Below are 24,728 nucleotides of genomic sequence, written 5' to 3'. Positions count from 1 at the left end.
TGCCGGGCGGATGCGCCCGGCGCGGAGGAGAGTGCGAGGCGCGGCCGGCAAAATCGACCGATGCGAACGCGCCGCGCCGCGAACTCAGAAACGCGCTAACAAACGATGCAATAAAAAATGGCCCGGCAAGCCAAAGCCTGCCGGGCCGTTTCGCTGCCGCCGACCGCTTGATGGAACCCGCCGCCAAAGCCGCGCGGTGCGGTCGATCGATGTCGCCAGAGCGCCAGCTGAACACCTCCGGTCAATGCAGGACCACCGGTTGCTGCATCAGACTGTCGAATTGACCGAGGAATTCATCAACCTCGTCGAGCGTCGGCTCGCCTTCGATCAGCTTTTGCACATGCTCGCGAAAACGCGCCGCCATTGCCCCATCGATGTAGATTTCGCGCTGCATGTTCTTGTCGACAATCTCATAGCCGCCCGACTTCATGGCCAGCTGACCTTCCTGCGGAGGAAACTCGACGACACAGTAGTTAGGGCTGTTATAGATCATTTGCATGGCGACACTCCTTATTTCCGTTGGGCTCCTGCCCTTTCTGCACCGTAGGTGGAGCATGTGGGATGGAATTCAAGGGGTGGGTCCGGACGACGCAGGTAAAAACTCCGGACCTGACGGTTAGACTCGCCGCTCCAGAAACGATTCAAGCAAGGCGGCAAAACGGTGTGATTGCTCGATTGGCGCGAGATGCGCGGCGTCCAGCAACTCGAAGCGGGCGCCCTCGATCGCCTCCGCTATTGCCTGCGTAGCAGCAGGGGGCGTGCCAGTGTCGTGACGTCCGGCCACCGTCAGCGTCGGCGAGCGGATTGCGCCTTGCTGGCCGCGAAGGTCGAAATCGCGCAGTGCCTCGCAGGCCATCGCAAAACCTTCCGGCGAAGTGCGCGCAAATGTCTCACGGATCGGCTCGACCGCTTCGGGATGCCCGGTCTGAAAGTCGGGCGTGAGCCAACGCGCGATCGTCGACGGTAACAGCGCCTCCATGCCGTCGCTGCGCGCGGTGTGGGCGCGCTGATTCCACAACTCACGATTCTCGGGCGGAGTGCCGCCGGTGCTGTCGGCAATCGTCAGCGTGTCGATGCGTGATGGATGGTCGAGCGCGAACTGCTGCGCAATCATGCCGCCCGAGCGACAGGCCGACCAGGTGCGTCGTCCGCGCGCCGAGGGCATCGAGCAGTTTGGCGAGATCGTCGGCCAGATCGCGCATGGTGAACGGCTCGCGCGCAACCGCGCTGTGGCCGTGGCCGCGCACGTCGTAGCGCAGCACCGTGTAATCGTCGCGAAAATAGCCGGCCATCTGATCCCAGATGGAAAGATCACCGCCCAACTGATGGATGAACGTGAGCCACGGGCCGCCGCCTTCGTTGCTGAGCACGTAGCGTGTGTCGATACCGTTGATGTTCACTTGCATGCGGACTCCTTTGAAGGAAACGCAGTGAAAAAGCGCGGTGGGTCGCCTCGTTCGCGCGAACGGGGGCTCCATTGACGTGCGAGTCAACGTTGCAAAGGAAGTTTCGCCGATCTCGAGCAGATCTGCTCGTGACACTGTGTCACGAAAAGTGTCACGGTTTGATGATGGTCGGAGCGGTCGAATCGACCGGTGCAGCGGGGGCGGCCTCGGGTGTTACTGCCGATGCGTCGGCCGGAGCTGGCGCCGCCGTTGCAGGGCCCGCGGCAGCGGGGACTGCGGGTGCAGCAGGCGTGGCCGGCGCGCCACCATTGCCGCGGTCATCCGGCGACGTGCCATCGACATTCAGCTTGCCGCGCCACACCAATTCGAACTGGGTACCGTTCGGCTCCGTCTGCAGGATGCGCGCCGGCAGCCAGCCGAGGGACGGGGCGAGCCACACGTCGACGCGGCGCTGGTCGCCATCGTGCCGCGGCAGACGTTTGAAGTGACGCGTCTGCAGATAGCCTTGCGCGGCGCGAATCGTTTCGTCGCCGATCGTCTCGATCGGCCAACTCTCCCCGCTATCGGTATCGACGACGAAAAACTGCCGCGTCACGCCAGGCTTATAGGCGTCAGGATCGCCGCGCACGAGGCTCGCGAGCTGCATCACGACACTGAAGCGATCCTGCGCGCCGTCGGGCAAAGGCAACGAGGCGGGCGTGCGCGTAAAGCCAATCTTCTTGTCGTTGCGATTGAAGATCGCGATGTCTTCGGCGCGACGGCCACGCTTTTCGCTGTACTGAGCCGGCGCGAGGCCAAAGGCATCGATGTCGCCGTGGCTCGAAAACACGAACGGACCGACGAACGGCAGCGGCACTGATACGACCATTTCGTAGCCCTGCCCGTTGTTCGCCCAATGGATCGTGCCGGGCGCGTTGCGCACGCCGTTGTAGAACGTGTCGTAGTCGAGTTCGGCCGACGGCGGTACCGAAAACTTCACGCCCTGCGACGCTTGCGGCGCGCTGGCCGCGGCAGGGGCGCTCGCGACGGCGCCGCTGGCATTCGCATGGGCCGATGTATTCGCGTTCGCGGTGGCGGGTGGCTCGCTAGCCGCCACCTCCGATGCCGGCGTGGCCGCGGGCTCGTTCGGTTTGGCCGGCTGCAACGCGGTCATCACATGCTGCTCGCGCGGCGGCCTCGCCGCGGGCTTGCGTGCTGGCGAGGGCGGATGCGGTGCCGGCACGGCGGGCTGTGGCGCGGGTTGACGCTCGACCCGTTCGGGCGTCAGCAGCGCGACCTGCACCGGCACATGCTCGTGATTCGCCGGATTCAGATCCACGCGATTGCGCTCGAACCATTGCGCCGCGATCCAGTGCACAACCGCGACGGCCACGAGGACGGCGATCCAGCGCCACGCGCGCGCGCCGCGTCCCGGCCCGCTACCAAAAGCGGGCAGGCGATCATGACGGCGGTTGGCGGAAGCAGAATCCATCGGCGCTTGAATCGGTGAGAGCTTGAAAGGATCGGTGCGTATCAACCGTTGTCGCTACGCGGCGTCGCGCTATAGCCGAGTTCGTACGACAGCTTGCGCGCGCAATCGCGCAGCGCGGTATCGATCTCGCCGCCCCAGCGGATATCGAACGCGCCTTCATGGCCGAGCGCGACCAGACCGAGCGCGAGTTCGCCGGTCGAATCGAACACCGGCATCGAAAACGCGTGGATCGTCGGCAACAGCATGCCTTCGACGCGCGCAGCCTCGTGCTCGCGCACCTCGGCGAGCACCTTGTCGACGTCTTCGCGGGTGCGTGGCGCGCCGCTATACGACGAGCGCCGCGAGTCGGCCAGCTCGCGCTCGAGCATCGCGGCGGTCTTGCCGGACGGCAGATAGGCGGCGAACAGCAGACCGGTCGCCGAACTGAGCAAGGGCATGACGTCGCCGAGCTTCAGCGACGCCTTGGCCGGATAGCTCGACTCCATCCAGTGCACCATCGTCGGTCCTTGATTGCCCCACACCGCGATGCCGACGGTCAGGTCGAGCCGGTCGCGCAGTTCGGCGAGCGCGATGCGCGCGAGCTTCACACCGTCGACGCGAGCGAGCCGCGCGAGCCCCAGCTGCAAAGCGAAGCCGCCGAGTTCGTAGCGGCCCGACAGCGGGTCCTGCGCGACCACGCCGAGACGCAGAAAGCTGACCAGATAGCGATGCGCCTTCGCCGGACTCATGCCCGCGCGCTGCGCGAGATCGCGCAGCATCATCGCGCGCGGCTCGTGGGTCAGTACGTCGAGCAGCCTGAAACCGACCTCGATCGACTGGATGCCCGAGCGCAGTTTTTCTTCGCCGGGTTCGCCGGGTTCGTCATCGGCGCCGGTTGCGTCGGTTGCATGGCCGGGATCGAGCAGATCGTCGGCGGACGCGGGGTCGGTGCGGGTGCGGATTATGCCGGAGCGGGCGTTGGCGGACATGTGCAAAAGCGCGGGCAGCGCGTTCGGTGATCGTAATGGAGACGGCTACGGTGACACGACGACGAACACGCAGATATTGGGCCGCGCCGATTCACCATCGTAGAATAGATTCCTTCCATCGTCACCAATACACGGTTCACAGCTCTATGAAACTTGCCTCGCTGAAGGACGGCACGCGCGACGGTCAACTGATCGTCGTGTCCCGCGACCTGCACACGGCGGCCATCGCCGACACGATCGCGCCCACGCTGCAGCGCGTGCTCGACGACTGGGCCTTCTACGCGCCGCAACTGCACGACCTTTACGATGCGCTGAACCAGGGCCGTGCGCGCAACAGCTTTTCATTCGACGCCAAAGAGTGCATGGCGCCGCTGCCGCGCGCGTTCCAGTGGGCCGACGGCTCGTCGTACGTGAACCACGTCGAGCTCGTGCGGCGCGCGCGCGGCGCGGAAATGCCGCCCGAATTCTGGACCGACCCGCTGATGTACCAGGGCGGTAGCGACGACTTCATCGGCCCGCGCGACGACGTGGCGTGCGCATCGGAAGAGTACGGCATCGACTTCGAGGCCGAAGTCGCGGTCGTCACCGGCGATGTGCCGATGGGCGCGACGCCCGAGCAGGCCCTGCGCGGCGTGCGGCTGGTCACGCTCGTCAACGACGTGTCGCTGCGCAACCTGATCCCCGCCGAACTCGCGAAGGGCTTCGGTTTTTTCCAGAGCAAGCCGGCCACCTCGTTCGCGCCGGTCGCCGTGACGCCCGACGAGCTCGGCGAACACTGGCGCGAAGGCCGCGTGCATCGGCCGATGATCGTCCACTGGAACGGCAGGAAGGTCGGCCAGCCCGACGCGGGCACCGATATGGTGTTTCACTTCGGTCAGCTGATCGCGCATGCCGCGAAAACGCGCAATCTGCGTGCTGGTGCCATCGTCGGTTCGGGCACGGTGTCGAACAAGGACGCGAAACGCGGCTACTGCTGTATCGCCGAGAAGCGCTGCCTCGAAACGATCGAGCACGGCGCGCCGCAAACGGAGTTCATGAAATACGGCGACACCGTGAGGATCGAAATGTTCGACGATGCGGGCAAGTCGATTTTCGGTGCGATCGAGCAGAGCATCGCGCCGCTCGAATGAAGCGCGACGCTCACGCGGCAATGCTTTGACGCGGGCGGCACGCGCGAAAGGGTTTCGCCCGATGCCGCCACTTGCGCGCGCGGCTACACTGCGGCAAACATCACAACGAAAACCCCGACGTGAGGAGACAGCATGCCGCGATTGGACTTCTCCGCAGCTGGACGTCGGCGCGCTTGCGCGTCGCCCGTTGAAGCGCGCACGAGCGAGCGTGGCTTGCGTCAACGTGGTCGGCGCTTCGCGCGGCGCGCCGCGACGCTGTGCGCCGCGCTTGCCTGCGCGTTGCCGCTGACATCGGTTGCGCAGGTGAAGATCGGTCTCGTGCTGTCGCTGACCGGGCCGGCCGCGTCGCTCGGCATTCCCGCGCGCGACACGGTCGCGCTGCTACCAAAACAGATCGGCGGGCAGAACGTCGAATACATCGTGCTCGACGATGCATCGGACACGACCCACGCCGTGCAGGACACCAGGAAGCTCATCAGCGAGAATCACGTCGACGCGATCATCGGCTCGTCGATCACGCCGAATTCGCTCGCGATGATCGACGTGGTCGCCGAGGGCGAGACGCCGATGATCTCGCTCGCGTCGTCCGCGAAAATCATCGAACCGGTCGACGCGAAACGTCGCTGGGTCTTCAAGACGCCGCAGACCGACGCGATGATGGCCTCGGCGATCGCCGAGCATGCGAGCGGACACGGCGTGAAGACAATCGCGTTCATCGGCCAGGCCGACGCGCTCGGCGAGACGTTCTACGCCGAGGTCGCGAAGTTCGCGCAGCTGCATCACATCGACGTCGTCGCGAGCGAGCGTTTCAATCGCACCGATCCGAGCGTGACCGGCCAGGTGCTGAAGATTCTCGCGACCCATCCCGACGCGGTGGTGGTCGGCGCGGCCGGCACGCCTGCCGCGTTGCCGCCGAAAACGCTGCGCGAGCGCGGCTACAAGGGCGTCATCTATCACAACCACGGGGTCGGCAATAACGACTTCCTGCGCGTGTGCGGCGCCGATTGCAACGGCACCTTCCTGCCCGCGAGCCCGGTGCTGGTCGCCACGCAATTGCCGGCCGATCATCCGGCCAGGCGTCTCGCGCTCGATTACATCGAGCGCTTCGAGGCGCGGCACGGCGCGGGCAGCGTGTCGGCATTCGGTTCGTACACGTCGGACGCGGGCGCGTTGCTCGAGCATGCGATTCCGCTCGCGCTGAAAGCCGGCGCGCCCGGCACGCCGCCGTTTCGCCGCGCGCTGCGCGACGCGCTCGAAGGAACACGCGGTCTCGCGGACACCAATGGCGTCGTCAACATGAGCGCGACCGATCATCTCGGGCTCGATCAGCGCGCCCGCGTGATGGTCGAAATCACCAATGGCAAGTGGCTTTATCAGCCGCATTGAACGGATCGCGGCGTTCCGCGCGCGACTGAACGAATCTCCTCCGGACTGCTCACCATGCCTCAGCCATCGCAACCGAACGACGCGTACTACGCGCACTACCAGTCGCTGCGTTTACAGCGTCATCCGTACGGTGTGCTCGAAGTCGTGATGAGCGGCGAGGGCGCGAATAAAAGTGGCCTCGCGACCGCGAACGCACGCATGCATTACGAGCTCGCGGAAATCTGGCGCGACATCGATCGCGATCCCGATACGCGCGTCGCGATCATTCGCGGCGAGGGCAAAGGCTTTTCGGCCGGCGGCGATCTGCAGCTCGTCGAGGACATGGCGAACGATTTCGAGGTGCGCACGCGTGTGTGGCGCGAAGCGCGCGATCTGGTCTACAACGTGATCAACTGCGGCAAGCCGATCGTGTCGGCGATGCACGGGCCGGCGGTCGGCGCGGGGCTCGTCGCGGGGCTGCTCGCCGATATCTCGATCGCGGCGAAGACGGCCCGCATCATCGACGGACACACGCGCCTCGGCGTCGCCGCGGGCGATCATGCGGCGATCGTCTGGCCGCTCTTGTGCGGCATGGCGAAGGCGAAGTACTACCTGCTGCTGTGCGAGCCGGTGAGCGGCGAGGAGGCGGAGCGCATCGGGCTCGTGTCGCTGGCCGTCGACGAAAGCGATCTGCTGCCAAAGGCGTTCGAAGTCGCGCGCAAGCTGGCCGACGGTTCGCAAACCGCCATCCGTTGGACCAAGTATGCGTTGAACAACTGGCTGCGCACGGCGGGGCCGGCGTTCGACACGTCGCTCGCGCTGGAATTCATGGGCTTCGCGGGGCCCGACGTGCGCGAAGGCCTGAGCTCGTTGCGCGAGCGGCGCGCGCCCGAGTTTGGCGCGGGCGGTCCACGTAACGACGAACGATCGTGATGTCATACCCCACACGGTATGATCGAATCGATGCGCGCGGCATCGCGCGCTCCACCTATCATCTAGCACCGAGGCGACAACCATGACCGACACCACTGGCTCCGCGCCGCCCTTTCCCGGCTTTCCCGGTTTTCCGCCCGCTGAAATGCTCGATCGCATGTGGAGCATGATGCGGCTGTCGCCGTTCGGCGCCGCCATGACGGGCGCGCAGCCGGGTGGGGGCACGAGTCCGTCGCTGTCGATGATGTCCGACATGATGGCGCCGCTCACGAGCGTCGAGGAACTCGACAAGCGCATCACCGACATGCGCGCGGTCGAGCAATGGCTGAAGCTGAATCTGAGCATGCTGCAGTCGGCGATCCAGGCGCTCGAAGTGCAACGTGCGACGCTCGCGACGCTGCGCGCGTTCGGCGCGTTCGCGCAATCGTCGATGTCGCAGGCGGCCGCTGCTGCGTCGGGTGCCGCCGCAAGTGACGCGCCGAACGCCGCCCCGCGCCCCGCCCCGGCGCCAAGTTGGACGAAGCCGGCCGAGCCCACGCCCGAAAGCGCCACGCAGGCCGCCAGCGACGAAGAGGAAGCGCCCGCGGCGCCCGCTTTCGATGCATCCGCGTGGTGGAATCTGCTGCAATCGCAGTTCAACCAGATCGCGCAGTTCGCGATGACGCAGCCGTCCGTCGCGGTCGCCGCGGCGGGCGGGGGCACGCAGGGCAAGCCGGAACCGTCGAAGGCCGCGGATGCGTCGGGCGCCGATGCGTCGGGCGCCGAAGCGTCGGGCGCCGCCGCGCAAAACGCGAAGCCCGCCGTCAAACGGCCGGCGGCGAAGCGCGCCGCGCCGTCGGCCAAACGCGCGTCGGGCGAGGGGACGAGCGCGGCGACAATGAAAAAGTCGAGGTAAGCGGGCAGTGCGGGCAACGCGCTCGCACCCGGTGCGACAGCGACAGCAACGACAAAAGGAGCGCGGTCGAGTCTGCGTTTCCTCCGCCTGTCGCCCCGCGAATCAGTGCCCGATGACGAAGGCAACCCATCGCCTGCGTTTTTGCTGTATTACAACGCCGGCGGTTTCCGCCCGCGCGAATCGCCGATTTTATTGAGAGAAGTCAATGCCACAGTGCGCTCGCGCCGCTTCTGTCACGGGTTTCGTGGGAGGCGCGTGCTATGATTGTGTAAGCTTGATCTGGCTTTGGGGCGTGCGCCGAAAACAATCAATCCCGCCGCCTTCGCGTCATTCGCCGCCGGCGCTACCGGTGCAGGGCGGGACGTGCGGTTGTCGACCCAGACTGGCTCGACCTCAGGCAAAGGGTATCCCTCCCCACGGTTGGCCACGGTGCCTGATTCACGCTTCAGGCGCCAATACAAAAGCCCGGACTTCTTTGCTGCCCGATGCTTCTGGGCGGCTGATTAACGCGTAAAATTGAATGCTTGGCCGATAAACGGCACGTCCGTTCGTCGTAGGTAAAAACGGCTACACGTAGCAGCAACAGACACACACAGTATGTGCAGAACAGGGGTGGGACTATGAACACCATGCTTTATCCGGAACTTTATAAATCGCTCGAATCCGTTCGATGGGACATGGAGAAGGACATTCCCTGGGACAAATTCGATGCATCGCTGTTGACCGACGAGCAGGCGGCGACGATCAAGATGAACGCGATCACCGAATGGTCGGCGTTGCCCGCCACGGAAATGTTTCTGCGTGACAATCATCACGACAGCGATTTCTCCGCATTCATGAGCGTGTGGTTCTTCGAGGAGCAGAAGCACTCGCTGGTGCTGATGGAGTACCTGCGCCGCTTCAAGCCGGAACTGGTCCCGACCGAAGAGGAACTGCACGCAGTGCGCTTCGAGTTCGATCCCGCACCACCGCTGGAAACGCTGATGTTGCACTTCTGCGGCGAAATCCGCCTGAATCACTGGTATCGCCGCGCCGCCGAATGGCATACCGAGCCAGTCATCAAGCACATCTACGAAACTATCTCGCGCGACGAAGCGCGCCACGGCGGCGCGTATCTGCGCTACATGAAGAAGGCGATGGCGCAAACCGGCGACATCGCGCGTGCCGCGTTCGCGAAGATCGGCGTGCTGATGGCGTCGGCGCGTCGCACCGAAAAGCCGCTGCACCCCACCAACCTGCACGTGAACCAGGCGCTGTTCCCGCGCGACACGATCCAGTCGCGTCTGCCGGATCCGGAATGGCTCGAGCGCTGGCTCGACGAGCAGATCCGTTTCGACGACGGCTGGGAAAAGAAGGTCATCGAGCGCATTCTGCACAACCTGTCGCTGCTGTTCGAACGCACGTTCAACACCGCGCAGGAACTGAACCGTTATCGCAAGGAAGTGGTCGCGCGTCTGCAAGCCGCTGAACAAAACCCGGCGCAGCAGCCGGCGTAACGACTCAGGCGTTTCAGCACCGTATCAAACGGCGGTCCGGCAAGCGTGAGCTTGCCGGACCGTTTTGCTTCGGGCCGTCCACCGTGTATCGTGACGGCACCTGGCATTTGTGTTCCCGTAACGCCCCAACTCCCCAATTCCCCAACTCTGTGACCGTGCGATGACCGCCATCTTTGAACGCAAGATTCTGACGCGCGATGCCCTGGTGAAGCTTCGTCCTTCGCTGCGCGCGCCCGTCGTGTTTACGAACGGCGTGTTCGATATCCTGCATCGTGGTCACGTGACCTATCTGGCCGACGCCAAGGCGCTGGGCGCGTGCCTGATCGTTGGTGTGAATAGCGACGCGTCGGTGCGGATGCTCGGCAAAGGCGACGACCGGCCGATCAACAACGAGGCCGACCGCATGGCCTTGCTAGCGGCGCTGGAAAGTGTCGACTACGTGGTGGGCTTCGGCGAGAAGACGCCGGTCGAGCTGATTTCCGCGTTGCGCCCGGACGTGCTCGTGAAGGGCGGCGACTACGACATGGACTCGCTTCCCGAATCGGCGCTCGTGCGCGGTTGGGGCGGCAAGGCGCTCGCGATTGCGTTCGAGCACGATCGCTCGACGACCGCGCTGTTGAAGAAGGTGCGGACGCAGGATTGATGCCGCCCGTTGCCGCAATACGCGCGGCGCACTGCTGCACTTCTAACCGACCGCCTCGCTCCCCTGATTACTGCGGCAACTCCGATGTCGAAATCGGCGCCTGCGGCGCGGGTCCGCCGACCACCGCCTGGTCGGCCGCATCGGCGGCGCTGACCGGCCGCACCTTCAGCCAGTCCGGATGAATCTGGCGGTTCAGATGATTCGGCTCGCGTCCGCTGGCGGTGGGTGTGGGGCCGAAGGCGCCAAGCAGCGCGGCGAAAGCCAGCACGTTGACAACAATCAGAATGGCGATCGGCCAGCGAAGCATTGTGGGTGTTTCCAATTCAGAAAGAAGTTGAGCCTGGGGCGTGCGGGAGAAACTCGGGTTCGGAAAATGGGCGGCGAATTGCGCGCAACTCCGGCGCACGTTCTACACGTACATCACGCGCCACGCGGTCGTGAATCGAACGCTAGCTACGGCAGGCAATCAGCCGCCTTGCCGCGCCGTATCCTCGGCTGCGATCAGCGCAAGCCCTGACAGCACCAGCGAATCGTGGCGAGTATGCGGCACTTTCAGGGCGCTCGCCACTTCGTCGGCGGCGCCGCCGCTGACCACGAGACGCACTGGCACCTGCCACTCATCCTGCAGGTCCCGCCACATCCGCTCGATTAATCCGGCCTGCGCCAGCGTGCAGCCCGCCGACAGCGAACGCGGCGTATCCGTTGCGAAGAACGGCCCGCGACGGCCCGCGCCGGTGGTATCGGCCGCGTCGAGCAGACCGCGCGCGCGCGCGGCGTCGAGCGTCGGCAGTTGCGCGGTGTGCTCACCGAGCGAGCGCATCATCAGCGTCCAGCCCGGCGCAATCAATCCGCCGATGAACGCGCCATCGGCGCGCAAGGCCTCGAGCGTCGTCGCGGTGCCGAAGGTCGCGAGCAGCAGATGCTCGCCGCGAAAGGTCGCGTGCGCGCCGATCATGCCGGCCCAGCGGTCGCTGCCGAGCGAGTCCGGTGTCGTGTAGCAATTGGTCACGCCGCATCGACGGGCACTTGCGCGGATCGTCGCGAGCGGCAGTCGCGGCCAGTGCGCGTCGACGAGCGCCGCGATGTGCGTCGCGACCTCCGCGCCCGCGACGTTGGAGAGCCACGCGCCGCATGGCGCCGGCCAGTCAGTCCAACCGGGTTGCGCACCCGACCGCGCGCGTGGCCCGGCAAGCTCGTCATGCGCGAGCGTGCCGCTCGCCAACTGCGTCCCATCGGGCTGCACCAGCGCCCACTTGATCCGGCTATTGCCCGCGTCGATCAGCAGATATGGCGCGCGCTGCGTCATGCGACACCGTGGGCGAGGCGCAGCGACACGTCGCCGGTCGCGATGCTCTGGCGGCCCTCAGCCGTATCGAGCAGCAACTGGCCACGCTCGTCAACGCCTGCCGCCACGCCGCGCGCGAGCTCCTGGCCTTGTTCGAGCAGCACGACTTCGCGGCCCGCGTAAGCATGCACCGCGTTCCAGCGCGGCTGGAACGGCGCGAAGCCTTCGGCGCCGAAGCGCTGCAGCATCGGTTCGAGCGCGTTCAATTCGGCTGCCAGCGTATCGGTCAGATTCGCGTTCGGCAGCGCGCGTTGCAACGCGGTCGGCACGGTGCCGAGCGCCTGCGGCGGTACCTCGGCGTTCAGCGCGCCGACCTTCGCCGCGAGTTCGTCGGCGCCTTTCACGTTGGTGCCGATGCCGATCACGACCGCGCTCGCGTCGTCGGTGCTCCACGCGGTTTCGATCAGGATGCCGGCGAGCTTGTCGCCTTCGAGCAGCACGTCGTTCGGCCACTTCAGCGCGATCTGTCCGGGACCCGCGACCGGCAGCGAGCGCAGCGCGTCGACGAGCGCGACGCCCACCGCGAGACTCAAGCCAGCGAGACCTTCGAGCGGTCGCGGCAAGACGCACGCGACCGAAAACAGCAGCGCGTTGCCGGGCTCCGCGTACCACGGCCGCCCGCGGCGGCCGCGCCCAGCGGTCTGCAGATACGCGACGCGCACGATCGGCCGCGGCAGCGCGTTGGCGCGTCGGGGCAGTGCTTTCATGTGGGCCATCAGGTCGGCGTTGGTCGAACCGGTTTCTTCGACGATTTCGATCGGCCAGTCATGCGCATGCGAGCCGAACAGCTTGACCGCGCGTTCGCGATCGATACGCCAGTCGGTCGAAGCCGACGACGAGGCTGGTGCCGTGCTCGTCGCTGCGGACGGAGAGGCGGGAGTCTTGGAGGCATTCATGTCCCATATTGTAGCCACAGCGAACCCGCCCGGGACTCGAATGCGCAGCGGTGGAGGGGTGACGCCGATCGACGTGCATCAGTGCGGACCGGCGGCCGAGCCTTCGTTACAATGGCCGCTAATCCGATAACCAGATTCACGCGATCCTTGAACTACGACACTCCGCCCGGCCTTGAAGTCGCGGCCGGCAGCCAAGGCAAGATCGTCCGTCTCTCGGGCCAGTGGACGGCGCTCGCGCTCGCGCGCGATCGCGACACCGGGCACGTGATTCCGCAACTGCGTTCGCTGACCGGCGCGCAGGGCATCGGCGAGTGGGACCTGTCGCGCGTCGACAGGATGGACCACGTCGGCGGTCAGGCGCTGTGGCGCGTGTGGGGCCGCAAGATGCCGCCGGGCACCGCGCTCACGGACACGCAGCGCGACATCTTCGAGCGCATCGCGCTGCTCGACACGGTGCGCGAGAGCGCCGAGCCGGTCAAGCGCCTCGATCCCTTTACGCGTCTCGGCCTCGGGCTCTTCTCGTTCGTCGAGCACATGCAGGGCGGCGTCGCGATGCTCGGGCGCTTCGTGCTCGATCTGCTCGCGATCCTGCGCAAGCCGAAACTCACGCCGTGGACCGAAATCTCCGCGAACGTCTACAACGCCGGCGCCCGCGCGCTGCCGATCACCGCGCTGGTCGCGTTCCTGATCGGCATCGTGTTGAGCTATTTGTCGGCACAGCAATTGCGCATCTTTGGCGCGAACCAGTTCATCGTCAATATTCTCGGCCTCGCGGTGATTCGCGAACTCGGCCCGGTGCTGTCGGCGATTCTGGTGGCAGGCCGCTCGGGCTCGGCGATCACCGCGCAGATCGGCGTGATGCGCGTGACCGAGGAGCTCGACGCGATGCGCGTAATGGGCATCCCGCACGGCCTGCGGCTGATCCTGCCGCGCGTGATCGCACTGGCCGTCGCGATGCCGCTGCTCGTGATGTGGACCAACGTGATCTCGTTGACGGGCGGCGCGCTCGCCGCGAAGCTCGTGCTCGGCATCGACATGAGCTTCTTCGCGCGCCAGCTGCCGAGCGTCGTGCCGATCGCGAACCTGTGGATCGGGCTTGGCAAGGGCGCGGTATTCGGCATGCTGATCGCGATCGCCGGCTGCCATTTCGGCTTCCGTATCAAAGCCAATTCGCAGAGTCTCGGCGAAGGCACGACGACCTCGGTGGTCACGTCGATCACCATCGTGATTCTCGCGGACGCGGTGTTCGCGATCCTCTTTCAGAGGGTGGGGCTAGGATGATCGCGCCACTAACCGAAGCCGTACGCGGCCAGCCCGTACCGTCGATCGCCGAGCCGGTGATCGAGGTGATCGACATCACCAAGCGCTACGGCCGCAACATCGTGCATCAGCATCTGAGCGTCGACGTGCGGCGCGGCGAGATCGTGTCGATCGTCGGCGGCTCGGGTTCGGGCAAGACCACGCTGGTGCGGCAGATTCTCGGCCTCGAGCGACCGTCGAGGGGCACGATCAAGCTGTTCGGCGAAGACCTCGCAACGATCTCGCCCGACACCGCGCTGCTGATGCGCAGCCGCTCTGGCATGCTGTTCCAGCGCGGCGCGCTGTTCTCGTCGCTGTCCGTGTTCGACAACGTCGCGCAACCGGTGCGCGAACTCGGCAAGGTGCCCGAAGACCTGCTGCGCGACATCGTGATGCTGAAGCTCGAAATGGTCGGACTGCCGTGCAAGCACGCGTCGAAGATGCCATCGGCGCTGTCGGGCGGCATGATCAAGCGGGTCGGCATCGCGCGCGCGATCGCGCTCGAACCCGAACTGCTGTTCCTCGACGAACCGACCGCCGGCCTCGACCCGGAGGCATCCGACGAATTCGTCGAGCTGATCTCAGGGCTGCATCGCGCGCTCGGTCTGACGGTCGTGATGATCACGCACGATCTCGATACGATGGTCGCACTGTCGACACGCGTGGCCGTGCTTGCCGATCGCAAAGTGCTCGTCAACGCGCCGGTCGAGGAGGCCGCGGGCGTCGACCATCCGTTCATCCACGAATATTTCCTCGGCCTGCGCGGGCGCCGCGCGCTGCAGGCGCTGCCGCCGGAGCGCCGCGCGAAGCTGCCGCAGGCGGCGCTCGAGCCGGCGTCGTCCGAGTTGCCGCTGTGAGGCGGGCCGCCATGAACCGGGCCGCTACGAACCAGGAAAACTGACAATGGAAAACAAAGCGCATGCGTTCTGGGCCGGGCTCTTCACGGTCGTGCTGACGGCGGCGATCGCGGTGGCGGCGTATCTGTTCAACGTCGACCGCACCGTGCGGGTGCCGTACGACCTGATCGCGCGCACCAACGTGACCGGCCTCTTTGCGGACGCGGCGGTGCGCTTTCGCGGGCTCGACGTCGGCCGTGTGCAGTCGATCAAGTTCGATCCGACACATCCGGGGCAGATCCTGATCCGCATCATGGTCGACGAGCACGCGCCGATCACGCATTCGACGTTCGGCAGTCTCGGCTTGCAAGGCGTGACCGGCATCGCGTTCATCCAGCTTGACGATACCGGGCGCGATCCGACGCCGCTGCCGTCGTCGGCCCAAAAGGTCGCGCAATTGCCGATGCGTCCGGGTCTGTTCGACCAGTTGCAGCAACGCGGCGAGGTGCTGCTGCGCAAGCTCGAAAAAGTGACCGACAACGTGAACGACATGCTGTCGCCGGAAATGGTCGCGCAGCTGCACGACACGGCGGCGAGCATCGCGCAGGCGGCCTCGGGCGTCGCGACGCTCACGCGTGAGATGGGGCCCGTCGCCAGCAAGCTGCCCGGCACGGTCGACCAGCTGAACCGCACGCTCGCGTCGACCAACCAGATGATCACGGGCCTGAACCGTCCGGACGGGCCCCTCGAGCGCAATCTGAACAAGGTCGGCACGGCCGCGCAGCAGGCGGGCAATGCGCTCACGCAGATGAACTCGTCGCTGCAGGATCTGTCCGCCCGGGTCGGCTACGAGACGCTGCCGCGCGTGAATTCGCTGACCGAGGAGGTGCGCTCGGCGGCGCAATCGATCGACCGCGCCGCCGACACCTTCAACACCAATCCGCGCAGCGTGCTGTTCGGCGCGCCGCGCCCGGCGCCGGGTCCGGGCGAGGCCGGCTTCGCGTGGCCCGCCGCTGCCGCCGCGCCCGCAGCCCACTAACTCCGCAGGCTAGAACACAGGAAGATGCTCATGTCACGCTCGATTCACCGACTGTTGTCCTCGCGCGCCACGCTCGCGGCGTTGCTCGCGTTCGGCGTGCTGGCGGCGGGCTGCGCGGGCACGTCCGCGGTGGTCTCGGACATCCGCTACGACTTCGGACCACCGCCGCAGGCCGCCGCGGCGAGCCGGCTGCCGGCCGTCAAGGTGCTGGAGGTCAGCGCGCCGTCCGTGCTCGAATCCGACCGGCTGACTTATCGGCTGAGCTACGCCGACGCGCAGCAGACGGCCGCCTACGCCAACAGCCACTGGACGATGATGCCGTCGCAACTGCTGACGCAGCGCCTGCGCAATGCGCTGAGCGAGCGCGGCACCGTGCTGACGGGCGCGGACGGCGTGACCGCGCCGGTGCTGCGGGTCGATCTGACCGAGTTCGAGCAGGTGTTCGACAGCCAGACGGACAGCCACGGCGCGATCACCGCGCGCGCGACGCTGATGCAGGGCGGCAAGGTGATCGGCCAGCAGACCTTCGTCGCGCACGCGCCCGCGCATTCGGCGGATGCGGCCGGCGGCGCGCGGGCGCTCGCCGCGGCCAGCGACGACCTCGTCGCGCAGATCGCCACGTGGCTCGGCTCGCAGGCGCTGGTCGCCGCGCAATGACGGGCGGGCAGCGCACGCAACGGAGCGCTGCATGAGCGAACGCCCCTGGCTGCGCCGCCCGTCGACGCTGGCCCGTCAGGCGCTGTTGCTTTACACGGCGCTGATCGTCTACGGATCGTGGTATCCGTTCTCGGGCTGGCGCTCGCTCGGCATCGCGCCGGTCGCCTATCTGTTCGATCCGATGCCGCAGTACCTGACGGCGTTCGACGTCGTCACCAACGTGCTCGGCTATATGCCGTTCGGCGCGTTGGTGGTGCTCGCGGTGTACCCGCGTTGGCGCGGCACGCTGGCCGTCGCGCTCGCGTTCGTGTTGGGCGGTCTGCTGTCGGGCACGATGGAAGCCGTGCAGACCTATCTGCCGACACGCGTCGCTTCCAATCTCGACCTCGCCGCCAACACGCTCGGCGTGCTCGTCGGCGCGGCGATGATGTCGCCGTTGACCGGCGCGCTGCTCGACCGCGGCCTGCTCAGGCGTTTGCGGTTGCTGTGGTTCGAGCGCGGCCATGCGACGCTCGCGTGCCTCGTCGCCGCGTGGCCGTTTGCGACGATGTATCCGTCGCCGCGTCTGTTCGGTCTCGGCAACTGGCCGCGCGCGCTGTGGCTGAGCGTCGATCCGGCCACCCAGGACGCGCTGCTCGCGTGGACGCCGTCCGCGTGGCATGTCGGCGCATGGCCGGCGGCGGCGGCCGCGTGGCTGGACGACAACACGTGGGAAGCGCTGATCACGGCGCTGAATCTATTCGCGGCGCTCGCGCTTGCGTCGCTGCCGGCACGCCGTCATGCGCCGCGCGTGCGCCTGCTGCTCGTGTTCATCGTCGCGACCTTGTGCGTAAAGGCCGGCGCGACGTTCCTGCAATCGCAATCAGGCCTCGCGTTCGACTGGGCGACGCCCGGCGCGCTAATCGGACTCGTGTGCGGCACCGTCGCGGCGCTCGTCGCGCTGCCGCTGCGGCGGCGGTTACGTGCGACGCTCGCCGGGGTCGCGCTGGTCGTCGCGCTCGTGTTCGTCAATCTGCTGTCGGTGAACCCATATTTCGACGCCGTGCTCGCCGACTGGCGGCAGGGACGCTATCTGCATTTCAACGGGCTCGCGCGCTGGCTCGCGTGGATATGGCCCTACGCGGCGCTGGTGTGGCTCGCGTTCGCGGTCGAGCGGGCGTGGCTCAAACGGCGCGCGAGGCGGGCGTGACGTGCTTGCGCGCCGGCCGCCAGGTCCCGACGCCTGCACAGCCCGGTGGCTATAATCGTCCGCACCGCCATTGCACTTCCTTTCAGGCTCACCTCCCGAACATCATGGATTCCTTCTACAAACACCACGTTTTCTTCTGTCTGAATCAACGCGACCCCGGCGCCGAGCGTCCGAGCTGCGCGAACTGCAACGCACAGGCGATGCAGGAATACGCGAAAAAACGCGTGAAGCAACTTGGCCTCGCCGGGCCCGGCCAGGTGCGCATCAACAAGGCCGGCTGCCTCGATCGCTGCGAACTGGGCCCGACGCTCGTCGTGTATCCCGAGGCGGTCTGGTACACCTACGTCGACGAGAGCGACATCGACGAGATCGTCGAATCGCATCTTGCGAACGGCAAGATCGTCGAGCGTCTGAAGATCGATCAATAACGCGAACCACAAAACGATCCATCCCGATGAACGTCAACACGAAGAAGTATCTGATCGACGGCCCGGTCGGCAAGATCGAGGTCGCGCAGGACCTGCCCGACGGCGTGCGCGAAAAAGGCGCCGCGCCGCGCGGCATCGCGCTCGTCGCGCATCCGCATCCGCTGTTTGGCGGCACGATGGACAACAAGGTCGCGCAGACCCTCGCGCGCACGCTCGTGCAACTGAACTACGTCACTTACCGGTCGAATTTCCGCGGCGTCGGCCAGACTCAGGGCGAGCACGACGCGGGCGTCGGGGAGCGCGACGATCTGCGCGCGGTGCTCGAACACATGCGCGCCGATCCGGACTACGGCGATCTGCCGCTCGTATTGGCGGGCTTTTCGTTCGGCACCGTGGTGTTGTCGCACGTCGCGGCGAAGCTGCGCGATGAAGGCCGGGAAATCGAGCGCATCGTGTTCGTCGGTACCGCGGCGAGCCGCTGGGACGTCGCGCCCGTGCCCGAAAGCACACTCGTGATTCACGGCGAAGTCGACGAGACCGTTCCCGTCCAGTCCGTGTTCGACTGGGCGCGGCCGCAAGAACTGCCGGTCGTCGTGATTCCGGGCGCCGAGCACTTTCTGCATCGCAAGCTTCACATCCTGAAGCGGATCATCGTCGACGCCTGGCGCTGAAAACGCGCGACGCGCATTTTGCGGGGGACAGGTGCGCGCAAACGTGTGCAAATCGGCGACACGCGCGCGAAACTGACCTGGTAGCGCGCGTATAATGAGCGCTCTTTTTTTGGGCACAGCGCCGCCCAGCCGGCAGAATCGCGCGCCGCGGAATCATTTCGCGGGAGGGCGCGGCCGGGTGCGCAGCGCTGCGCTCGCGAACCGATTGCGTCGCCATCAGTCCAACGGGCGCCCGCCGTTTTACGGCCAGATGCCCCGCCGACCGGCTCCCCCAACTCCGCGCGTTGTCGCGCAACGTATCTTTCTGCACGAATCGACCCTATGCGTTTCTCCTCCTCTGGCCGCACGTCATTCCCGTCACTCGCTTCTTTCGTTCCCACTCCGCTCAATCGCGCCATCGCCGTCGGCCTCGTGCTGCCGGCCATGCTCGTCGCCAGCACCGCGTTCGCGCAGGTGCCGCCGCCGGGCGTCAACGCGCGATCGTGGGTTCTCGTCGACGCGACCAGCAACCAGGTGCTCGCGTCCGCCAATGCCGACGAGCGCGTCGAGCCGGCGTCGTTGACCAAGCTGATGACCGCGTATCTCGTGTTCGAGGCGCTCGACACGAAGAAGATCACGATGGATCAGAGCATCGAGCCGAGCGAAGCCGTGCGGCGCGTGCGCAACGACGAATCACGCATGTTCATCGAGGCGCTCAAGCCGGTGACCGTGCACGACCTCGTGTACGGCATGATCGTGCAGTCGGGCAACGACGCGGCGATCGCGCTCGCCGAACTGGTGGGCGGCAGCGAAGCGCAGTTCGTCAACATGATGAACAAGGAGGCGCAAAAGCTCGGCATGACGCACACGCATTTCGCCGACGTGAACGGCATGCCCGACCCGCAGCACTACACCACGGCGGGCGATCTCGCGATCCTGTCGGCCCGCCTGATTCGCGACTATCCCGAGTACTACAACATCTTCTCGGTCAAGGAATTCACGTACAACAAGATCAAGCAGCCGAACCGCAACCGTCTGCTGTGGATCGACCCGACCGTCGACGGTCTGAAGACCGGTCACACGCAAGCGGCCGGCTACTGCCTGATCGCGAGCGCGAAGCGTCCGCTGCCGGGCACGACCGACGCGTCGCGCCGTCTCGTCTCGGTGATGATGGGCGAGACCAAGGAGCACGACCGCGTGCAGGACAGCCTGAAGATGCTGAACTACGGCTACACCGCCTACGACACGACGCGTCTGTACAAGGCGAACCAGGTCGTGGCCACGCCGCGCGTCTACAAGGGTTCGCAGGACAGCGTGCAGGTCGGCGTGAAGAGCGACCAGTACATCACGCTGCCGAAGGGCGCCGCCGACAAGGCGAAGCCGCAGATCGAACTCAACGATCCGCTCGTCGCGCCGATCGCAAACGGCCAGCAGATCGGCACCGCCAAGCTCGTCGCCGACGGCAAGGTGCTCGCGCAATTCCCGGTAGTCGCGCTGCAGCCGGTGCAGCAAGCCGGTGTGGTGGGCCGCGTGTGGGATTCGCTGATGCTGATGTTCAACAAGAAAAAATAAGGGCTACGTCGCAATGACCGTTGTCTCCGGGGTTTCGCCGGACCCGATCGTTCATCTGAACGGCGAACTGGTGCCGTTGTCCGAAGCGCGCGTGCCGGTGCTCGACCGCGGCTTCATTTTCGGCGACGGCATCTACGAAGTGGCGCCGCTGTACGCGCACGCGAGCGGACGGCGCACCGCGTTTCGTCTGAAGCAGCATCTGGCGCGTCTCGCGCGCTCGGTCGGCAAGATCGGCATCGCCAATCCGCTCGACGACGCTGGCTGGCGCGAGCTGATCGGACGCGTGGTCAAGGTCAACGAGACGGACGGCGGCTTGCGTGCCGATCAGGACGCGATCGCATACATCCAGGTGACGCGTGGCGTCGCGAAGCGCGCTCACGCATTTCCGGCCGGCGTGAAGCCGACCGTGTTCGTGATGGTCACCCCGCTGAACCTGCCCGACGCCGCGCAGCGCGCGAGCGGTGTCGCGTGCGTGAGCGCCGAGGATCGTCGCTGGCTCAATTGCGACATCAAGTCGGTGTCGCTGCTCGGCAACGTGCTGATGGCGCAATACGCGGCCGAAAACGACGCCTTCGAGACGCTGCAGTTCCGCGATGGTTTGCTGACCGAAGGGTCGTCGTCGAACGTGTGGATCGTGAAGGATGGCGTGCTGGCCGCGCCGCCGCGCAGCAACAGGATTCTCGAAGGGATCCGTTATGGGCTCATCGAGGAGCTGACGGCCGAATGCGGTATCCGCTTCGAAGCGCGCGACATTACCGAAGCTGAAGTGCGCGCGGCCGATGAAATCGTCGTCAGCTCGGCGACCAGGGAAGTGCTGCCGGTCACGCGGCTCGATGGCGCGCCGGTCGGCGCGGGCCACCCGGGCGCGGTGTTTGCGGAGCTGTTTGCGGCGTATCAGCGAGCCAAGGCGGCTGAAGCCGCCGCGGCGGAAGAAGGAGTAGAGAATGAATCCCGAGAACGACTCACTGTTTGAATTCCCCTGCGATTTCCCGATCAAGATCATGGGCAAATCGCACCCCGAGTTTGCCGCGACGATCGTCGAAGTGGTGCGCGTGTTCGATACCGAGGTCGATGCGTCGCGCGTCGAGACGCGGCCGTCGAGCAGCGGCACCTACACGGGGCTGACCGTCCACGTGCGGGCGACGAGCCGTGCGCATCTCGACGACATCTATCGTGCGCTGACCGGCCATCCGATGGTCAAGGTCGTGCTGTAACACCGCGCGCGGTTTTTCATCTTATGGCGCAACGCGCAACGCGTCCGCCGTCACTCCCTGCGCTGCCAGGCGCGCGCTCGCCGCGGGACCCGCCTCGCAGGCGAGATCGAACAGCAGCCTGAAGCGCGCCACCTCGTCGAACACCCAGTCGCGAAACGCCTTGACCCGCGCGGTCCCCAGCATCTGCGGCAGGCAGACCAAATAGTATTGCCACGGGCTCGGCCCATCCACATCAAAGAGCCGCACGAGCCGGCCCGCCGCGATTTCGTGCATCGCGAGCGAGCGGCGCGTCAGCGCGACCCCCTGGCCGTCGACGGCCGCCTGCAACAGATTCGACGAGTCCTGATACAGCACGCCGCGCTTCGGCTCCGGCCAGTCGGTGAGGCCGGCGGCGTCGAACCATGGGCGCCATAGCTCGTCGTCGGAGCGCAGCAGCGGGACTTTGGCGAGATCGGCCGGGGTTTGCGGCAGCTTGCCGCCGTTGAAGTTGGGCGAGCAGGCGGGGAAGAAAATCTCGTCGAGCAGCAGCTCGGCGTGCAGCCCCGGATATTTGCCGAAGCCGAAACGGATCGCGACGTCGACGTCGTCGCGCGCGAAGTCCGTCAGCGCATTGGTGGTCAGCAACTCGAGATCCCACTGCGGATTTGCCTCGATAAAGCTGCCGATGCGCGGCGTCACCCAGCGGGCCGCGAACGACGACAGCATCGATATCACGAGGCGCCGCTCGCGGTCGCCGGCACGGATCGCGCGAGTCGCGTCGGCGAGCTCCATCAACGCGGCGCGCACCTGCGTTGCGTAGCGGCGGCCGGTTTCGGTGAGGCGCACGCGCTTGCCGTCGCGCGCGAACAGCGACACGCCGAGCTCGGCCTCGAGCGCGCGGATCTGGTGGCTGACCGCGCCGTGCGTGACGAACAGCTCGTCGGCGGCGCGCGAAAAGCTTTCGTGGCGGGCGGCGGCTTCGAACGCCTTGATCGCGTTCAGGGCGGGGAGTTGACGCAGGTCCATCGCAATATTTCTCACATAGACGTGAAAATTGATCGTTTTGACCAAGTCCTTGCTGCACCTAGGATTCTAGTCATGAAACGATTTTTGGCGAGGGCCTCATGCGAGAAATTTCCTCTAGCATTGCATATGAAATCCGCACTGGCGACACGCTGCCGCTGAAGGTCGCGCGCAGCACGAAGTTGCGCGTGCGTGGCGGCGCGGTGTGGGTCACGCGCAGCGACGACACGAAGGACTACTGGCTGCAGCCCGGGCAGACGCTGCATCTGCGGCGCGGCGAGCGGCTCTGGCTCAGCGCCGAGGGCGCCACGTTCGCGAAGGTTACGTTCTCGGTGCCGACGCGCTGCGACGAGCGCGCGCTGAACTGGCTCGCTCGCATCGGCGAGCGCTGGATGATGCGTGTGCGCGGCGGCTGGCGCACCGTTTGACGGTGGCGCGGCGCAAAAGCCGCGCATGACGACGGGGCCGGCAGCGTACCGGCCCCGGCTGCGCAGGTTCCCGGTGGCCTCGGGCGCGGTTTCCGAGATTTCGGTAAACTCCCGGAATCATGTGCGCCACCCCGGTCTCTCCGTCTCCTTTACCTGCCATCGAGCCGCCCACGCTGCGCTGGCTCGGCCGCGAACTCTACGAAGCCAGTTTCGACGCGATGCGCGCCTTCACCGACGCCCGCACCGCCGACACCGCCGACGAAATCTGGCTCGTCGAACATCCGCCCGTCTTCACGCTCGGCCAGGCCGGCGATCCGGCGCACCTGCTCGCGGCAGACAGCAACATTCCGCTCGTCAAGGTCGACCGCGGCGGGCAGATCACGTATCACGGGCCCGGCCAGGTGGTCGCATATCTGCTGCTCGACCTGCGCCGGCGCAAGCTGATGGTGCGCGAGCTGGTCACCCGGATCGAGCAGGCCGTGATCGACACCCTGGCGGCGTATAATCTCGCCGGAGAACGCAAGGCGGGCGCCCCCGGCATCTACGTGGCGCCCGGGCCCGACGCCGGGCTCCATGCCGGCGCCAAGATCGCGGCGCTTGGCCTGAAAATCCGCAACGGCTGCAGCTATCACGGCGTGAGTCTGAACGTGAACATGGACCTGCGGCCGTTTCTCGCGATCAATCCATGCGGCTACGCGGGGCTCGAAACAGTCGACATGGCGACGCTCGGCGCCGCCGCCGGCTGGGACGACGTGGCCCGTACCCTCGCAGCAAGTCTCACCGCAAACCTCGACGGCGATCCCGCGGCCGTCGCCCAACCGCAGGCCGGTGCGCTCACCGCCTGACTGGATCGAACGAATGACTGACGTAACCGCGAATTCCGCAGCAGCCACCCCCGCGCCCGAAGGCGTGCCGGCCCCCGCCGCCTACGACGCAACCGCGAAGCAGAAAGCGCAAGCCAAGACCGCGCGCATCCCGATCAAGGTCGTCCCGATCGAAAAGCTGAAGAAACCGGACTGGATCCGCGTCAAGGCGGCCACCGGCAATTCGCGCTTCTACGAGATCAAGCAGATCCTGCGCGAGCACAATCTTCACACGGTGTGTGAAGAGGCGAGTTGCCCGAACATCGGCGAATGTTTCGGCAAGGGCACCGCGACCTTCATGATCATGGGCGACAAGTGCACGCGCCGCTGCCCGTTCTGCGACGTCGGCCACGGCCGTCCCGATCCGCTCGACGCCGACGAACCGGCCAACCTCGCGCGCACCATCGCTGCGCTGAAGTTGAAGTACGTGGTGATCACCAGCGTCGACCGTGATGATCTGCGCGACGGTGGCGCGGCGCACTTCGTCGAATGTATCCGTCAGACGCGCGAGCTGTCGCCGCAAACGCGTATCGAAATCCTGACGCCGGACTTCCGTGGCCGCCTCGACCGCGCGCTCGGCATTCTGAACGCGGCGCCGCCCGACGTGATGAACCACAACCTCGAAACGGTGCCGCGTCTGTACAAGGAAGCGCGACCGGGATCGGATTACGCGCATTCGCTGAAGCTGCTGAAGGACTTCAAGGCGCTGCATCCCCACGTCGCGACCAAGTCCGGCCTGATGGTCGGCCTCGGCGAAACCGAAGAGGAAATCCTGCAGGTAATGCGCGATCTGCGCGAGCACGACGTCGACATGCTGACGATCGGCCAGTACCTGCAGCCGTCGGAGCACCATCTGCCGGTCCGCGCTTACGTGCATCCGGACACCTTCAAGATGTACGAGGAAGAGGCGTACAAGATGGGCTTCACGCACGCCGCGGTGGGCGCGATGGTTCGTTCGAGCTATCACGCCGACTTGCAGGCGCATGGAGCCGGCGTGGTCTGA

The 24,728-nt window shown here is 66.2% G+C and carries 26 protein-coding genes and 1 pseudogene; 19 read left to right on the top strand and 8 right to left on the bottom strand.

The annotated features are described in order from the left end of the window. Positions 1-241: 241 nt before the first annotated feature. The 4 genes and pseudogenes from OKW45_RS31165 to OKW45_RS31150 form a co-directional block, all read right to left on the bottom strand. Complete coding sequence (locus tag OKW45_RS31165; protein ID WP_018419253.1) at positions 242-499, bottom strand: BTH_I0359 family protein; 258 nt, start codon at positions 497-499, stop codon at positions 242-244. 117 nt (positions 500-616) lie between these two features. After that, positions 617-1,406: pseudogene (locus tag OKW45_RS31160) on the bottom strand (alpha/beta fold hydrolase). A gap of 151 nt (positions 1,407-1,557) precedes the next feature. Further along, entirely contained in the window at positions 1,558-2,877 is a 1,320-nt protein-coding gene (locus tag OKW45_RS31155) for a DUF3108 domain-containing protein (RefSeq protein ID WP_429472846.1), read from the bottom strand. A 41-nt stretch (positions 2,878-2,918) separates the two neighbouring features. Next, positions 2,919-3,845, bottom strand: a complete 927-nt coding sequence (locus OKW45_RS31150) for an IclR family transcriptional regulator (RefSeq protein WP_429472845.1) — start codon at positions 3,843-3,845, stop codon at positions 2,919-2,921. Positions 3,846-3,991: 146 nt separating this feature from the next. Between OKW45_RS31150 and OKW45_RS31145 the strand changes: the two genes are divergently transcribed. From OKW45_RS31145 to rfaE2, 6 genes are all read left to right on the top strand, one after another. Further along, complete coding sequence (locus OKW45_RS31145) at positions 3,992-4,975, top strand: fumarylacetoacetate hydrolase family protein (RefSeq protein WP_018419257.1); 984 nt, start codon at positions 3,992-3,994, stop codon at positions 4,973-4,975. 132 nt (positions 4,976-5,107) lie between these two features. After that, positions 5,108-6,361: an ABC transporter substrate-binding protein gene (locus OKW45_RS31140; RefSeq protein WP_429472844.1), complete on the top strand. Its 1,254-nt coding sequence runs from the start codon at positions 5,108-5,110 to the stop codon at positions 6,359-6,361. A 54-nt stretch (positions 6,362-6,415) separates the two neighbouring features. Continuing rightward, entirely contained in the window at positions 6,416-7,273 is an 858-nt protein-coding gene (locus OKW45_RS31135) for an enoyl-CoA hydratase/isomerase family protein (protein ID WP_429472843.1), read from the top strand. Between the two features lie 82 nt (positions 7,274-7,355). Next, positions 7,356-8,168 (top strand): PhaM family polyhydroxyalkanoate granule multifunctional regulatory protein, encoded by an 813-nt coding sequence (locus OKW45_RS31130; RefSeq protein WP_429472842.1) that lies wholly within the window; start codon positions 7,356-7,358, stop codon positions 8,166-8,168. 620 nt (positions 8,169-8,788) lie between these two features. After that, a complete protein-coding gene (locus tag OKW45_RS31125) occupies positions 8,789-9,664 on the top strand; it encodes a ferritin family protein (protein WP_026225569.1) in 876 nt (291 codons plus the stop codon). 160 nt (positions 9,665-9,824) lie between these two features. Next, the gene (gene rfaE2, locus OKW45_RS31120; RefSeq protein ID WP_018419262.1) at positions 9,825-10,307 is read left to right on the top strand and encodes a D-glycero-beta-D-manno-heptose 1-phosphate adenylyltransferase; all 483 of its coding nucleotides are present in this window, start codon (positions 9,825-9,827) and stop codon (positions 10,305-10,307) included. Positions 10,308-10,374: 67 nt separating this feature from the next. Here rfaE2 and OKW45_RS31115 read toward each other — a convergent pair whose 3' ends face one another. From OKW45_RS31115 to OKW45_RS31105, 3 genes are all read right to left on the bottom strand, one after another. Continuing rightward, positions 10,375-10,614, bottom strand: a complete 240-nt coding sequence (locus OKW45_RS31115; protein ID WP_018419263.1) for a hypothetical protein — start codon at positions 10,612-10,614, stop codon at positions 10,375-10,377. A 159-nt stretch (positions 10,615-10,773) separates the two neighbouring features. Beyond that, positions 10,774-11,613, bottom strand: coding sequence for a type III pantothenate kinase (locus OKW45_RS31110; protein WP_429472841.1), 840 nt, complete (start codon positions 11,611-11,613; stop codon positions 10,774-10,776). Next, positions 11,610-12,548 (bottom strand): biotin--[acetyl-CoA-carboxylase] ligase, encoded by a 939-nt coding sequence (locus tag OKW45_RS31105; protein WP_018419265.1) that lies wholly within the window; start codon positions 12,546-12,548, stop codon positions 11,610-11,612. The genes OKW45_RS31110 and OKW45_RS31105 overlap by 4 nt, the downstream gene beginning before the upstream one ends. A 147-nt stretch (positions 12,549-12,695) precedes the next feature. Here OKW45_RS31105 and OKW45_RS31100 point away from each other — a divergent pair, with 147 nt between their 5' ends. From OKW45_RS31100 to OKW45_RS31055, 10 genes are all read left to right on the top strand, one after another. After that, positions 12,696-13,829 carry an MlaE family ABC transporter permease gene (locus OKW45_RS31100; RefSeq protein WP_018419266.1) on the top strand — a complete coding sequence of 378 codons (1,134 nt, stop codon included), beginning with the start codon at positions 12,696-12,698 and terminating at the stop codon, positions 13,827-13,829. Then, on the top strand, positions 13,826-14,704 hold the full coding sequence (locus OKW45_RS31095) for an ABC transporter ATP-binding protein (RefSeq protein WP_429472840.1): 879 nt from the start codon (positions 13,826-13,828) through the stop codon (positions 14,702-14,704). Before OKW45_RS31100 ends, OKW45_RS31095 begins: the two co-directional genes overlap by 4 nt. A gap of 46 nt (positions 14,705-14,750) precedes the next feature. Further along, positions 14,751-15,722, top strand: a complete 972-nt coding sequence (locus OKW45_RS31090) for an MlaD family protein (protein ID WP_429472839.1) — start codon at positions 14,751-14,753, stop codon at positions 15,720-15,722. Positions 15,723-15,752: 30 nt separating this feature from the next. After that, positions 15,753-16,379 (top strand): ABC-type transport auxiliary lipoprotein family protein, encoded by a 627-nt coding sequence (locus tag OKW45_RS31085; RefSeq protein WP_429472838.1) that lies wholly within the window; start codon positions 15,753-15,755, stop codon positions 16,377-16,379. A 31-nt stretch (positions 16,380-16,410) separates the two neighbouring features. Further along, a complete protein-coding gene (locus tag OKW45_RS31080) occupies positions 16,411-17,568 on the top strand; it encodes a VanZ family protein (RefSeq protein ID WP_429472837.1) in 1,158 nt (385 codons plus the stop codon). A 104-nt stretch (positions 17,569-17,672) separates the two neighbouring features. Then, positions 17,673-17,996 (top strand): (2Fe-2S) ferredoxin domain-containing protein, encoded by a 324-nt coding sequence (locus tag OKW45_RS31075; protein WP_018419271.1) that lies wholly within the window; start codon positions 17,673-17,675, stop codon positions 17,994-17,996. Between the two features lie 26 nt (positions 17,997-18,022). Continuing rightward, positions 18,023-18,667, top strand: coding sequence for an alpha/beta hydrolase (locus OKW45_RS31070; protein WP_184002647.1), 645 nt, complete (start codon positions 18,023-18,025; stop codon positions 18,665-18,667). A 321-nt stretch (positions 18,668-18,988) separates the two neighbouring features. Further along, positions 18,989-20,218, top strand: coding sequence for a D-alanyl-D-alanine carboxypeptidase family protein (locus tag OKW45_RS31065; RefSeq protein WP_429472836.1), 1,230 nt, complete (start codon positions 18,989-18,991; stop codon positions 20,216-20,218). 13 nt (positions 20,219-20,231) lie between these two features. Next, positions 20,232-21,191, top strand: a complete 960-nt coding sequence (locus OKW45_RS31060) for a D-amino acid aminotransferase (protein ID WP_429472835.1) — start codon at positions 20,232-20,234, stop codon at positions 21,189-21,191. Then, a complete protein-coding gene (locus OKW45_RS31055) occupies positions 21,163-21,432 on the top strand; it encodes a DUF493 family protein (protein WP_018419275.1) in 270 nt (89 codons plus the stop codon). The genes OKW45_RS31060 and OKW45_RS31055 overlap by 29 nt, the downstream gene beginning before the upstream one ends. Positions 21,433-21,453: 21 nt before the next feature. Here OKW45_RS31055 and OKW45_RS31050 read toward each other — a convergent pair whose 3' ends face one another. Then, positions 21,454-22,437, bottom strand: a complete 984-nt coding sequence (locus OKW45_RS31050) for a transcriptional regulator GcvA (protein WP_429472834.1) — start codon at positions 22,435-22,437, stop codon at positions 21,454-21,456. Between the two features lie 98 nt (positions 22,438-22,535). On the opposite strand from OKW45_RS31050, the gene OKW45_RS31045 reads away from it, so the two are divergent. The 3 genes from OKW45_RS31045 to lipA all read left to right on the top strand — a co-directional run bounded on the left by OKW45_RS31045 (position 22,536) and on the right by lipA (position 24,728). Beyond that, positions 22,536-22,862 carry a DUF2917 domain-containing protein gene (locus tag OKW45_RS31045; RefSeq protein WP_026225570.1) on the top strand — a complete coding sequence of 109 codons (327 nt, stop codon included), beginning with the start codon at positions 22,536-22,538 and terminating at the stop codon, positions 22,860-22,862. 119 nt (positions 22,863-22,981) lie between these two features. Next, positions 22,982-23,707 carry a lipoyl(octanoyl) transferase LipB gene (lipB, locus tag OKW45_RS31040; protein WP_429472833.1) on the top strand — a complete coding sequence of 242 codons (726 nt, stop codon included), beginning with the start codon at positions 22,982-22,984 and terminating at the stop codon, positions 23,705-23,707. A 13-nt stretch (positions 23,708-23,720) separates the two neighbouring features. Further along, a complete protein-coding gene (gene lipA / locus OKW45_RS31035) occupies positions 23,721-24,728 on the top strand; it encodes a lipoyl synthase (RefSeq protein WP_429472832.1) in 1,008 nt (335 codons plus the stop codon).

The organism is Paraburkholderia lebeckiae, from assembly GCF_050436225.1.
Taxonomy (GTDB): Bacteria; Pseudomonadota; Gammaproteobacteria; order Burkholderiales; family Burkholderiaceae; genus Paraburkholderia; species Paraburkholderia tuberum.
Note: the sequence above shows the minus strand (reverse complement) of the source record. Positions and strands in the feature narration are given on the sequence as shown.

Excerpts from the sequence above, each read along its gene's own strand:
- OKW45_RS31070 (WP_184002647.1), top strand. The coding sequence starts at position 18,023 with ATGAACGTCAACACGAAGAAGTATCTGATCGACGGCCCGGTCGGCAAG.
- lipA (WP_429472832.1), top strand. The coding sequence starts at position 23,721 with ATGACTGACGTAACCGCGAATTCCGCAGCAGCCACCCCCGCGCCCGAA.
- lipB (WP_429472833.1), top strand. The coding sequence starts at position 22,982 with ATGTGCGCCACCCCGGTCTCTCCGTCTCCTTTACCTGCCATCGAGCCG.
- OKW45_RS31065 (WP_429472836.1), top strand. The coding sequence starts at position 18,989 with ATGCGTTTCTCCTCCTCTGGCCGCACGTCATTCCCGTCACTCGCTTCT.
- OKW45_RS31155 (WP_429472846.1), bottom strand. The coding sequence starts at position 2,877 with ATGGATTCTGCTTCCGCCAACCGCCGTCATGATCGCCTGCCCGCTTTT.
- OKW45_RS31165 (WP_018419253.1), bottom strand. The coding sequence starts at position 499 with ATGCAAATGATCTATAACAGCCCTAACTACTGTGTCGTCGAGTTTCCT.
- OKW45_RS31055 (WP_018419275.1), top strand. The coding sequence starts at position 21,163 with ATGAATCCCGAGAACGACTCACTGTTTGAATTCCCCTGCGATTTCCCG.
- OKW45_RS31145 (WP_018419257.1), top strand. The coding sequence starts at position 3,992 with ATGAAACTTGCCTCGCTGAAGGACGGCACGCGCGACGGTCAACTGATC.
- OKW45_RS31085 (WP_429472838.1), top strand. The coding sequence starts at position 15,753 with ATGTCACGCTCGATTCACCGACTGTTGTCCTCGCGCGCCACGCTCGCG.
- OKW45_RS31105 (WP_018419265.1), bottom strand. The coding sequence starts at position 12,548 with ATGAATGCCTCCAAGACTCCCGCCTCTCCGTCCGCAGCGACGAGCACG.
- OKW45_RS31140 (WP_429472844.1), top strand. The coding sequence starts at position 5,108 with ATGCCGCGATTGGACTTCTCCGCAGCTGGACGTCGGCGCGCTTGCGCG.
- OKW45_RS31150 (WP_429472845.1), bottom strand. The coding sequence starts at position 3,845 with ATGTCCGCCAACGCCCGCTCCGGCATAATCCGCACCCGCACCGACCCC.
- OKW45_RS31135 (WP_429472843.1), top strand. The coding sequence starts at position 6,416 with ATGCCTCAGCCATCGCAACCGAACGACGCGTACTACGCGCACTACCAG.
- OKW45_RS31115 (WP_018419263.1), bottom strand. The coding sequence starts at position 10,614 with ATGCTTCGCTGGCCGATCGCCATTCTGATTGTTGTCAACGTGCTGGCT.
- OKW45_RS31110 (WP_429472841.1), bottom strand. The coding sequence starts at position 11,613 with ATGACGCAGCGCGCGCCATATCTGCTGATCGACGCGGGCAATAGCCGG.
- OKW45_RS31095 (WP_429472840.1), top strand. The coding sequence starts at position 13,826 with ATGATCGCGCCACTAACCGAAGCCGTACGCGGCCAGCCCGTACCGTCG.
- OKW45_RS31060 (WP_429472835.1), top strand. The coding sequence starts at position 20,232 with ATGACCGTTGTCTCCGGGGTTTCGCCGGACCCGATCGTTCATCTGAAC.
- OKW45_RS31130 (WP_429472842.1), top strand. The coding sequence starts at position 7,356 with ATGACCGACACCACTGGCTCCGCGCCGCCCTTTCCCGGCTTTCCCGGT.
- OKW45_RS31090 (WP_429472839.1), top strand. The coding sequence starts at position 14,751 with ATGGAAAACAAAGCGCATGCGTTCTGGGCCGGGCTCTTCACGGTCGTG.
- rfaE2 (WP_018419262.1), top strand. The coding sequence starts at position 9,825 with ATGACCGCCATCTTTGAACGCAAGATTCTGACGCGCGATGCCCTGGTG.
- OKW45_RS31045 (WP_026225570.1), top strand. The coding sequence starts at position 22,536 with ATGCGAGAAATTTCCTCTAGCATTGCATATGAAATCCGCACTGGCGAC.
- OKW45_RS31080 (WP_429472837.1), top strand. The coding sequence starts at position 16,411 with ATGAGCGAACGCCCCTGGCTGCGCCGCCCGTCGACGCTGGCCCGTCAG.
- OKW45_RS31075 (WP_018419271.1), top strand. The coding sequence starts at position 17,673 with ATGGATTCCTTCTACAAACACCACGTTTTCTTCTGTCTGAATCAACGC.
- OKW45_RS31125 (WP_026225569.1), top strand. The coding sequence starts at position 8,789 with ATGAACACCATGCTTTATCCGGAACTTTATAAATCGCTCGAATCCGTT.
- OKW45_RS31050 (WP_429472834.1), bottom strand. The coding sequence starts at position 22,437 with ATGGACCTGCGTCAACTCCCCGCCCTGAACGCGATCAAGGCGTTCGAA.